Annotated in this window: 12 protein-coding genes; 5 read left to right on the top strand and 7 right to left on the bottom strand. The window is 42.1% G+C overall.

The window, feature by feature from the left end; translation table 11 throughout:
- Positions 1–126 precede the first annotated feature (126 nt).
- The 7 genes from JZO70_RS20415 to JZO70_RS20385 form a co-directional block, all read right to left on the bottom strand.
- Complete coding sequence (locus tag JZO70_RS20415; protein WP_207675540.1) at positions 127–1,101, bottom strand: signal peptidase I; 975 nt, start codon at positions 1,099–1,101, stop codon at positions 127–129.
- A gap of 13 nt (positions 1,102–1,114) precedes the next feature.
- Positions 1,115–2,185, bottom strand: coding sequence for a glucosaminidase domain-containing protein (locus tag JZO70_RS20410; RefSeq protein WP_207675539.1), 1,071 nt, complete (start codon positions 2,183–2,185; stop codon positions 1,115–1,117).
- A complete protein-coding gene (locus JZO70_RS20405; RefSeq protein WP_207675538.1) occupies positions 2,175–2,492 on the bottom strand; it encodes a hypothetical protein in 318 nt (105 codons plus the stop codon). The genes JZO70_RS20410 and JZO70_RS20405 overlap by 11 nt, the downstream gene beginning before the upstream one ends.
- Positions 2,493–2,918 (bottom strand): signal peptidase I, encoded by a 426-nt coding sequence (lepB, locus tag JZO70_RS20400; protein WP_430748907.1) that lies wholly within the window; start codon positions 2,916–2,918, stop codon positions 2,493–2,495. It abuts the gene before it with no gap.
- A gap of 87 nt (positions 2,919–3,005) precedes the next feature.
- The gene (locus JZO70_RS20395; protein ID WP_207675542.1) at positions 3,006–4,100 is read right to left on the bottom strand and encodes a hypothetical protein; all 1,095 of its coding nucleotides are present in this window, start codon (positions 4,098–4,100) and stop codon (positions 3,006–3,008) included.
- A 69-nt stretch (positions 4,101–4,169) separates the two neighbouring features.
- Positions 4,170–5,003, bottom strand: a complete 834-nt coding sequence (locus tag JZO70_RS20390) for a hypothetical protein (protein WP_207675537.1) — start codon at positions 5,001–5,003, stop codon at positions 4,170–4,172.
- Between the two features lie 435 nt (positions 5,004–5,438).
- Positions 5,439–6,545: a tyrosine-type recombinase/integrase gene (locus tag JZO70_RS20385; RefSeq protein ID WP_207675536.1), complete on the bottom strand. Its 1,107-nt coding sequence runs from the start codon at positions 6,543–6,545 to the stop codon at positions 5,439–5,441.
- Positions 6,546–7,363: 818 nt separating this feature from the next.
- On the opposite strand from JZO70_RS20385, the gene JZO70_RS20380 reads away from it, so the two are divergent.
- The 5 genes from JZO70_RS20380 to JZO70_RS20360 all read left to right on the top strand — a co-directional run bounded on the left by JZO70_RS20380 (position 7,364) and on the right by JZO70_RS20360 (position 10,236).
- Complete coding sequence (locus tag JZO70_RS20380; RefSeq protein WP_207675535.1) at positions 7,364–8,170, top strand: hypothetical protein; 807 nt, start codon at positions 7,364–7,366, stop codon at positions 8,168–8,170.
- A gap of 319 nt (positions 8,171–8,489) precedes the next feature.
- Positions 8,490–8,717, top strand: a complete 228-nt coding sequence (locus tag JZO70_RS20375) for a hypothetical protein (protein WP_207674819.1) — start codon at positions 8,490–8,492, stop codon at positions 8,715–8,717.
- Between the two features lie 2 nt (positions 8,718–8,719).
- The gene (locus JZO70_RS20370) at positions 8,720–8,983 is read left to right on the top strand and encodes a DUF2922 domain-containing protein (protein WP_242704048.1); all 264 of its coding nucleotides are present in this window, start codon (positions 8,720–8,722) and stop codon (positions 8,981–8,983) included.
- Positions 8,984–9,199: 216 nt separating this feature from the next.
- On the top strand, positions 9,200–9,583 hold the full coding sequence (locus tag JZO70_RS20365; RefSeq protein WP_207675534.1) for a hypothetical protein: 384 nt from the start codon (positions 9,200–9,202) through the stop codon (positions 9,581–9,583).
- 59 nt (positions 9,584–9,642) lie between these two features.
- Positions 9,643–10,236: a DUF2922 domain-containing protein gene (locus JZO70_RS20360; protein ID WP_207675533.1), complete on the top strand. Its 594-nt coding sequence runs from the start codon at positions 9,643–9,645 to the stop codon at positions 10,234–10,236.
- Positions 10,237–10,273: the final 37 nt, after the last annotated feature.

Genomic DNA, 10,273 nt, shown 5'->3' with positions numbered 1-10,273 from the left:
GCTGCGATTAACGCTAAAGCTGCCGCTGCAGCCATCAGCTTTTTCTTCTTACTGTTCTTCTTCATTTCTTTTCCTCCCATATTTTTCCTTTTTTGTTTTTATATAAACACTTGTCTAAACAAGCGGTTATACCCTATTTGAATACCTGTTTCTTTTATTCATTTCTTGTGCTGGATCAGGTTGTAAAAAGTACGCTTTGAGCACCAAGAAGAACCCGAAGGTCGATAGTACACAAACTAGACACAACCAAAGATTTTCTTGAACAAAATTCAAGATGCTGCCCATTTTGGGAATAACAAAGTTTACCTTGCCATAGACCCGACTCGCATCTATTGGCGGGTCATTGCTTTTATTGGCATCCCCTTTGGTAACGATAAAGTCCCCTTCTTTACCATTCAGTTCTGTTAAACGTTCCACCATTCTATGAGTCAAGTAACGATTTCCTTCACCCACTTGGAAAGTAACAACGTCGCCTTCCTTCACTTGACTGCCATCCATCATCTTCACCAGGACAATATCCCCAGAATAAAATCCCTTAGATGGCGAATCAGGCTGTGTTGCCATCGAATCCGTCAATACCTGATAAAAGCGATAGCCGAAAATTGCAGCATCAGACTTTTCACTAAAGGCAAACATCAATGAGCTAAGCAAAATGCCAATCGTTAAGGTGTAGAAAAACAAATTGTAGATAAACAAGAATATCTTTCGATTGGTTGATTTTTTCGCCGCTTGCAATGGTTGTGCACCTTGTTGGGGTGGCCACGGTGCTCGCGGTCGTTGCGGTGGTACTCCCCTATCCCGCGTATCGTAATCATAAGCAGGTCGTGAATTTCTATACTGTGGCTGCGGACCAGTTTGGCTTGACGGCCTTCTTGAATCTGGCCGCGGCCCCCTCGGACGTTGCGGACGCGCATAATCTCTTTGCGGAGCCGGCTCGCGATATTGAGGTCGACCTCGATACACCTGCCGATCATCCATTTCCTCGTACTCGTCTTCTTCATACCGTCTTGGCGGTCGTCGATTGGAAGGGGGACGCTCACGATATGGCGGCTGGTCGTCGAAATCATAATCTCGATCTCGGTAATCACGTTGTCTCGTCATAGTTCCCCTTCTTTCATTGTGTTGGTCGGTTGCCTGATAGTTGCTTCGCTGGTCGTTGTGTGACAGGTGGGATAATAACCGCCTGTTGTTTTGTCTTACTGACAATTGCTTGTTGAGCTTGCGTTGTTTCCTCTGTTGATTGAGTTGATTCATCTGTTTTAGGAACTGCTTCACTGGATTCCGATTGCTGCTCTTTAGAATCAAGAGTCTCTTCTTGTTTTTTTGGTTCCTTATCGTAATTCGTTAACTCATAGGTCTCAATCAAGGTATTCAGCTTCTTATCATAGGAAGTATCGGTCGCGTATTTCCCAGTCAACGCTTTAGTTGCTTCTTGATAAGTCGCGGCATTTTCTTTCCAAGTTGCTTGATAGAAACTCGGATTGCCGGAAAGGCCATTCTTCAACAATTCCGCATAGTCCTCCAGAGACTCTTTGTAGCTGGGATATTGGCGAAAATTCGATTGAATCGTATATAGTTGTCCGTTTCCTTTATCTTCTTGTGTATTGAAATTCACTTGTTTCCCTTGATAACTCCCCTTAATACCAAACAAATTATGATACGGGGGTCTTGCCAGTTGGCTGTTGCCTGATCCTGTTTCTAGGATTGCTTGGGCAATCATTACCGAAGCATATAAATCTTCATCCCAGGCGATCTGCTGTGCATCCTTGCCAATGGTCTGAATGAATTCTTCAGTGGTTTGATTCTTAACCACCGAAAACTGATAGTTCTCTTCCACCTTTGCCGGTGTGGCAGGTGGCTGGATCACTTCCTTGACTGCTTGAGCCGGTGGTTCAGCTGCTGGTGTTGATTCCGCAGGTGACTGACTTTCATCAGATGAACTAGCGACACTTGTTTCGGTAGGTTCTTCTTTAATAGAAGAAACAGAAGATTCTTTCACCGAACTTTGTTCCATCGGCTGGCTACTTGCGAGACTTGGAGCTGGTGAACTACTGCTGACTTCCGATTGGAAGGTCTCTTGTTGCGGTTCGACAGATTCCTTCGTCTCCGCCAATACCTGTTTCACCTGTGGCTGATAGCCGGTCAACAAAAAACAACTGATCACCAGCAGCGCCTTACCCTTCATCAGCTTTCCGCCTTTCCTGCGGTGGTCGGTTCTCATGACGTCCTCTCGGTCTTCTTGGTCGAGCAGCCGCTTGCTTCAACTTCAAAAGGACTGAATGGTAATGCAAGGCAGTCATTCGTAAATACACAGCCAGCAACATCAGTAGTAACAATAGAAACAATTGACTAACCGTGACGACCTCTTGAAAATCAGTAAAGTAGAAGAAAATACCCAACACCAACACACCTAACAAAACGATCAAAGAGAAGAGCCAGTAGACCCAATACCAAAAGGTGTACCATTCGATTTTTTCTTGTAATGTCTTCATTTATTTTGTGTTCCCCTCTTTGACGATGCCTAAAATTTGTCGTCGTGTAATCAATCCGAAATGACGACTATCCTGAGAAACCGAGCGATTGTCTCCCAAGATGAAGTAATAGCCTTCGGAAATTGGATCAATCGAAAATTCACCCCAGTTGAAATCCTCCGTTTCCTTACCGAATGGATCGGCTACTTCTTTTTTATTTACAAATAATTTGCCGCCTCGATAATCGATTCGCTCGCCTGGAAGGCCAATCACTCGCTTAAGGTAGCGTCCTTCTGGATTTTCCGGCGGTCGCAAGACCACCACATCGAATCGTTCCGGTCTGCCATGTGAGATAATTTGGATCACTTCCTCTTCTTTATAGGTTGGAAACATCGATTCGCCACTAACGAAATACTTCGGATATGCCCAGTGATACGTTCGAAATATGCCGAAAAAAATCAAATAAAAAATAACGAAAACTGTGACTAATTGCGCTGGAAACGACCAGCGAGAAAAAGGCTTAATCCTCTGACCTCAGCCAACCTCCTCAGCAGTTTTAGCTGGTTGATCTTTTTGTTCCCGCACCATCTTTTCTAAAATGGAGCTTTCTCCTTGAAGCAAGTCAAAATAGGCAGCCTTCCCTAGCAGGTTGTCGTAGTCCATTTTCATCAGCTTCACATAGGGTTTTCTAAACCATGGTCGGGCATGAACCTTGGCCCGTGATTCAATTACTTGGCACTCGTACAAAACAAAATGAATGTCACGAGCCGAAAGATTGGCTTTGATTTGTTTCACTTGATCTCGTTCATACACGAGCTTGTTTCCTGTCACCGTCATCTTTTCGGTTTTGTTGACTAGTTCCCCGTTCAGATTCCACATCTGTTCTAAGAATCTGGCCTTCTGTAATAAGTAGGTGTACTCTCTCAAGCTGATCTTGATCTGCTTGTCCCAGTCACTTTCTTCTTTACGTTCTTGATTGAAGTATTGGATGCCGCTGTAGAGCATGGAGAGTTCCAGCTTTTCGATCACCATCTCCAGCTTTTGGTTGACTGCTCTTAAGCGTGCCTTGCTTTGAGTTTCTTGCTTGTCATCTTCCTTTTGAACCAAATCGATCGAGTGTTCAGCCGCTTGAGTTTTCTCCTCAGCGTTCTTTATCGGAGGAAGTGGTTTCTCATCCTTCTTATTAGAAGAAAAGTTTTGTTCCGCTAACTCTTGGATCAGCTGCTCGCCATGCTTTAGCGCTTCTTCCGCCGACAGCGCAAATTGCTGGGCTAGACTTTCTTCTAAATGAACCGCAAAGGGAAAGCCGCTTTTGCGAAAGACTAAAGGGACAAAGTCAAAGCGATACATTTGTTTGCCATATTTAGGTTCCTCAGTTTGAGCCTTCAGCCAAGCAAACTGGGGGAAGAACTGTTTCATTGACTGATAAAAGCTGGGCCAATCAAACTCGCCTGGTTCCAATAACAGCTCCAAGTGATAGCTGCCGTCCATCCATTGAAAGAGCTGCTGGAAGTGACTGCGGATCTTCTCTCGTTGTCCTTCACTCAAACTGCCTTCCGGTGCATAGAGATACTCACAGGATTTCTCAATGGCGACTAACAATTCGGTACTCGCCAGTTCGTTACTCATTTTCGGTGCAGGGGTGGGATACAGTGCCACTTGATTATTGAATGCTTTCACTGCGGTTCATCCCTTCTATTACTCTTCATCTAATAAAGTGTCGCTATTGGCTAATAATTTGACGAAGAATTGTGCGGTTTCTTCTTGAACCACCCGCAGACGTTTGCGATAGTTCTTGATCTCTTGCTTCATTACCCGTAATTCCAACGCCGAATCGTGCAGCATCTGATCGGCATCCTGTTGGGCTTGGTGGCGAATTCCGTTAGCTTCATATTCAGCCCGTTCCAAGATTTGTTTCTCTTGCTTCTTAGATTCCACTAGAATGTTTGCCAACTCATCCTTCATGGATTCACTAGCTGCTTGGGCTCTTTTCAGCTCCGCGATTTCTTTTTGCGCTGCTGCCAAAGCTTCTGACTGAGTCTGCTCAGTTTGATTCAGCTGCTTGGTGCTTTGATCTAACTGATCCATTAATAGTTGGATTTGTTTATCTTTTTCGGCTTGAAGATCGTTTAACTTCTTATTGTTTTCAGCTTGCAGATCTTGCAGCTGCTGGTCTTTTTCGGTTAATGTCGTCGCCATGGTTGTCAGCTCGGTTTGTTTTACCTCTAGTTGATGTTTTAACTGAGCAACGGTTTCTTCTAGACGCTCGACTTCTTGTTGCAACGGTGATTCCTCTACTCCGCGCGCCGCTTCTCTCGGTCCGCTATTTTCAAGGTCTGCTTCTGAGTAGCTGTCATTGCGTGTACGTGCTCGACGTTCACCCCGCGGTTCAGCCGACCGATCGTAGTCCTCTTCGGGATAGGTCTCATAGCCATAATCCTCTTCGTACCCTTCGTCATAATCATCGTAGAAATAATCTTCCTGTGGTTGTTCCTGAAATGCAGCCTTCTTCTGTTTGCCAAATCCAAACATGCAGTCTCCTCCTCCAATACAAATCCCATTTACTTTTTCACTTGATTATCTTTTGTTAATAAACACCCTTTTAGACACTCGTTTTCTCATTGAGTGTTATACTTTTACAGATGGCATAAGCTTCTTGGTCTACTGAAGACCAAGACACAAGTCTCACAAAGACCGTCAATTCAACAAAAAAAAGCCATTTCACAGTCAAAATGACGGCGCAATGACGGGGTAAAATCCTCAATTATTTTTTTCTTAAGAAATTATTAAGGTTGAATTTAATAACAAGTGCTATATTCCCTAACTAATTCTTAACTAAAGGATACCGAATCGTTGAAAATTCCAAAACAAAGGCAATTATTATTATCTTTCTTACATAATGATACTATCTAGAAAAAAACAAAAAAAACCACCCCAAAAATGTAATTTACAATTTTTGAAAACGGTTTATGCGATTGTTTTTTCCATTTGTTCGACTACTAAGACGCATTGTTCCATGTTAGAACCTGCATAAGTGTCCAAGGTCATCTTCGTCGAACGGTGGCCCATCATGGCACTCACACTCATGATATCCCCGTTACTTTCCAAGCAGCGGGTCGCAAAGGTGTGGCGCAATTGATGGAAATGAATCTCCGGAAGACCGGCTGCTTTGCGAATCTGATGGAAATGATACGTCAAAAGCCGCGGCTCCATCGGTTTATTGTTACTAGATACGACATATTTGCTTGTTGATGCTTGTTTTAGTTCCAGCAATACTTTCTTTAGCAATTTGCTCATTGGAACGGAGCGAACGGATGATGCCGTTTTGGAATCAGTGTAAATTAATTCCGTTTTATTCTTCTCCAGTACGCTGAACACCCGTTGATACGTGGAACGAACATGAATCACATTGCTTCTAAAATCCAAATCATCCCACGTTAAGGCAGCGATTTCACCAATCCGCAACCCTGCATGCAAAGCCAATAAGACCGGAATTCCCCGTCCTTTCTTTTCCTCAGAGGCGACTGTTTCCAAATCCTTTTGTTCATGCTTAGATAGTGCTTGGTTTTGTTTTTTTACTACCTTGGGTAGTTTGATTAACGTGAAGGGATTTTCCTTCATTAGCTTTTTCTTTATAGCTAAGTTGATACATTGCTTGGTAATACGGAAAACAGCCTGGATCATAGAAGGGGCGAAACCTCGTTTTTTTAAGCCTTCTAGTAACTCTTCTGCAGCCTGTTCATCCAGTTCGTTCAAGCTGTACTCCCCAATTTCTGAAAGAACGTACTGAACCAATTTGTACTCATAGTTGGTGTAGGTAGACTGCTTAACTCCTGCTTGCACTTCCTTAAGCCATTGAAAGCCCCATTCATAGAAGGAAAGAGTCACCTCTCCTTGTTCTCTCAATATTATTTGATACTTCACCTTAAGAGGATAGAGCTTCTCTCTAACTTCCTGTAAAGTTTTTCCATATACTGATTTATACTTTGTTTTTCCATTTGGTTTTTTACCTACTACATATCTACCCTCCCATCTTTCGTCTTTTCGATAATAAATGTTCTCTCCTCGACGCATAGTCCCACTTCCTTTGAGTTTTTTGACGGCATTTTTGACGGTCTATAGAAAAGCCTTCTATAGAGCCTTCTATCAGCCGCTTGGCTACTTCGGCTTACGAGTAAAATCATACATAATATTCATTTTGATTATTTTTTTAAAACATATTGCGTATTTTTTACCCATAATCTATAATAAAGCTAGTGATCAACTTCAGAATATTAAAAAAGCATAATATCTTAATTGGCTCTATCATGGTCTTCAGTAAACCAAGAAATGGATGTTTCAACAAAAAAACTTAAACCTCCTTTTATAATTAGTTTATCATCTTTCCAACTCATAAAGTTTCAATCCTTCATTTTTATTCTTTATTCATCAAATTGAACTTTGAAAAAAAGATCAGATCTAACAAATACGAGGATCGTTTCCACCTTTTCCCGCTTTACTTAAATCAAAAATACGAGCGTTATTTAAAAGCCACCCCCTACACAAACTGAGGATTTTGCGATAAACTTGCATTGCTGTAGCCACTTGGCGATAGCAGAGTTAAAAAACTAGTACGTCGAAGATGACCGTTCATATCGGGTACCCCTTCTGTAACCAATGCTTTTGTGCATCCTCGTCACCCAACAGTTTCAGCGGCAAGAAAATGTTGGATCAATCGTTGACAGCCAGTTCTCCGGACAACTGGTAGGAGCTGTACGAAGTTATCGACAGGTAAAAGGTTTTATAAGTACTCCGAGTTGTTAAAATTTTTTAACAGTCAATTGTCAGAAACATTCCACAATGGCGGTCAATTTCCTCGATCTAGTAAGAAAAATGTGGTAGGAGGACGTTTTATGCTTATGACAGATACGACAACCAATGAAAAAAGTGAAAATCCAAAAACTGACCCATCCAATGAAAGCGGTATACTGTTGGACTATACCGATTGTTCAAACAACTGGGATATATTACTGTCCCATGCGGTACCTTATATGCCTCAAAAAGGTCACTATCCTTCTTTAATCATTCCTGTGCTAGACCAGCATGCTGCGCTGATTATTTCAGACAGTACATGCTATTCTGCGCCCAATCAAACCTTTGACGTGCTAAAGAGTAATCAGCATGTCCTGCAAAGCTTCGACTATTTCTTATTAGCTCGCGCCCTTAAATACTTTAAATGCTTTGGTCTTAAATTGCTCCCTATGATGAACAGAACGGCCTGCTTATTTCCTGTGTCAGGCTCTATTGATAACGCTATCTGGGTCAATCCTTTAAAAATTTACGATGTCATTGAAGAGGACGATCAGACTGAGCTCGTAATGACCGATGGTTCGATCATGCGTTCCTTTGAGACGAGACGCACCTTTGACGTCCATGCGACCATTGCCTTACTTGCTTTAGCCACTATGCGCAGAGATTTTCTGCATCCAGATATTCCCGGTCAATATCCTAGCGATTATTTGGAGTTGCCTAACACACCGTTTCTGCGTTTTTTAAACCAACAAGAGGAGCTGCAAGAGTTCCCGCTTCCACAGAACGCCTTAAAACAGCGTTATGAGGACGAGCAATCGATTCAACGAGTCCTAAAAATAGGCAAAAAACTAAACATGCAGGGATTAACCTATCCGTATGTTTCTGATATCTTAAATAACGTTAAATAAATCTATCCCTCAAGCACCAGTATCTTTTCTGAATGGCAGTCAGAAAAAGGTACTGGTGCTTTTTTGTCGTTCCTCAAAAATCCCGCTAACTTTTTATTTTGGCTCTAATTTTCACTTTTTGGGCCTTTCAAAAAAATGGAATGTTGATATATCAGCATTCTTAAATTTAAAACCCGAAAATTAAAGCGCTTACTTTAAAATTAGCCGATTTGGCAGATTTCAAAAAATGGTTTATCTTTTAGTCACCGGCCGGTACCCGAAACCAAAAACAGGAAAATCAAAACTAAAAACCCAAAAACAGAAAGCGGAGGAAAATAACATGATTCAAAAATTAGGAACGAAATTACAAGTATTGATCGAACAAGAAGGCGAAGACAAACAAAAGAAAGTGAATTTCCAAAACGTGATTGACAACCCACCTGAAGCAGAGGTCGTTCGATTAGGAGAAATTATGGCGGAGCTTTCCAAAGCAGGAAGCAGCTTCGATAGTGTGATCATGACCGTGCAATCACGTGTAACCAAAGATCTTAATGAGGGGGCAGAATAAGTATGATGACCAGCATGAAGAAATTAGTTGTGAACTTTAGAAACGCGATGGGCAAAAGCCAGACGATCAGCTTTAAAGATGTGGATATTACCAAAACACCGTCTCAAATTAAAACCTTGTTAACTGATTTTGTCGGACTTAATCTGTTCCAAAAAGATGGCGTCCGTTCTTATGAGACGTTAGTCAGTGCCAAGTTTGTGGAAACGATTGAAACACCAGTCTTTGATGTAGAACAAGAAGCCTTAGCTGCCTATAAACGTCGCTAAGAGCCAAGCCCATAGATAGGATATCCAACCAACTCTCGCTGTTACTAGTTTGTGCGCACAACGGCGGGAGTTGGGGATCGCCTTCTATTGTAATTAGACTCATTGAATAGGATTCTTACTAAATAAATCTAAACCGAAACACCACCCGAGCTGCTTAGCAGAACGGTACGCGGCTCAAAAATCACTAACAAAAAAATGAGAAAGAGGTCGATACAAATGTCAGAGCAACCCTTCACACCCAACCAGATTTTCAATTTATCACTAAGCACCATCGAGCAGCGCATGATGGATTTTTACGAGGAGACCCAAGACAACGCCACGACCATCCAACTATTATTAGCTTTACGCGTTCGCTATCAGTTGGGTGCGGAGGAGTTTGCTTTGGTGTTGAAAGATTTAGTGAAGTATCTATTTACCCGAACCAAAGTCACCAAAACCATGAAGAAATTCATCTACTTTTTCCAGGATTACTTCGAGACGTCGGAGTGGAAGAGAATAAATTTGAGAGTCTTCCCTGTTCGGAATTTCATTGAGAAAGCCAAGTCCCTGATCCTATCGCCACTTGCCAAGTTATTGCCAATTGAAGTAGCTGCCACCTGATTTTGATGAGTTTACTGCCCTGTCCCCTACGCTAAAAAATGATGAAAGGAGAACACGAAATGATTAAACTAGTCACTGATTTCCTAAACAGCTTGGGAAAGAAGCACAAGCTGAGTATCAAAGATCCCAATACCGATCTAAGTCCAGCTGAGATCAAACAGTCGCTAGAATTACTAACCACCTTAGACATCTTTGAAAAAGATGGCGTTGGTTTATTCCAAGAAGTGGTTAGTGCCAAGTATGTTGAAACCATTGAGACGCCCGTTTTTACTGGCGATGAATTCTTTGGTGAAGCCAATGCGCCGGTTGTCTTGAACCAGTCCATGTTGGCTTACACGCCTATGTTGGAAGTACCAGAAGTAACTATAGAAGAAAAAAATGTGGAAGAAGTTGATGAAGCAGATAAAAAGAAAAAACTCGAAGAGTTGAAATCACAAAGTACCTATCGAGCACTACCAGAAACACCCCAAGTCTCTCTTGATAAGCCAAAAGAAGGAGTAAAAGCAGCACCTGAAACAAATGAAGTATTGGAGGAAAGAACACCTGGAACACAACCTGAAACCGATTCGCATTCTTATAACCTGATTATGGAGATGCGGCGGCGCAGGAATCGAAGGAAAGCGAAGGAACAACAGAAGAAAAATCCCGACTAAGCCGCCCACAAGTTGCACGCTAGTTTGATCGATCATT

The sequence above is a fragment of the Candidatus Enterococcus moelleringii genome, assembly GCF_017377575.1.
GTDB classification, from domain to species: Bacteria; Bacillota; Bacilli; order Lactobacillales; family Enterococcaceae; genus Enterococcus_A; species Enterococcus_A moelleringii.
The sequence above is the reverse complement of the archived record's forward strand: the minus strand, read 5'-3'. Positions and strand labels throughout refer to the sequence as shown.

Bases quoted from the DNA above. Each gene is read 5' to 3' on its own strand.
- JZO70_RS20415 (WP_207675540.1), bottom strand. From the start codon at position 1,101: ATGACGAGACAACGTGATTACCGAGATCGAGATTATGATTTCGACGAC.
- JZO70_RS20410 (WP_207675539.1), bottom strand. From the start codon at position 2,185: ATGAAGGGTAAGGCGCTGCTGGTGATCAGTTGTTTTTTGTTGACCGGC.
- JZO70_RS20405 (WP_207675538.1), bottom strand. From the start codon at position 2,492: ATGAAGACATTACAAGAAAAAATCGAATGGTACACCTTTTGGTATTGG.
- JZO70_RS20395 (WP_207675542.1), bottom strand. From the start codon at position 4,100: ATGAGTAACGAACTGGCGAGTACCGAATTGTTAGTCGCCATTGAGAAA.
- JZO70_RS20390 (WP_207675537.1), bottom strand. From the start codon at position 5,003: ATGTTTGGATTTGGCAAACAGAAGAAGGCTGCATTTCAGGAACAACCA.
- JZO70_RS20385 (WP_207675536.1), bottom strand. From the start codon at position 6,545: ATGCGTCGAGGAGAGAACATTTATTATCGAAAAGACGAAAGATGGGAG.
- JZO70_RS20380 (WP_207675535.1), top strand. From the start codon at position 7,364: ATGCTTATGACAGATACGACAACCAATGAAAAAAGTGAAAATCCAAAA.
- JZO70_RS20375 (WP_207674819.1), top strand. From the start codon at position 8,490: ATGATTCAAAAATTAGGAACGAAATTACAAGTATTGATCGAACAAGAA.
- JZO70_RS20370 (WP_242704048.1), top strand. From the start codon at position 8,720: ATGATGACCAGCATGAAGAAATTAGTTGTGAACTTTAGAAACGCGATG.
- JZO70_RS20365 (WP_207675534.1), top strand. From the start codon at position 9,200: ATGTCAGAGCAACCCTTCACACCCAACCAGATTTTCAATTTATCACTA.
- JZO70_RS20360 (WP_207675533.1), top strand. From the start codon at position 9,643: ATGATTAAACTAGTCACTGATTTCCTAAACAGCTTGGGAAAGAAGCAC.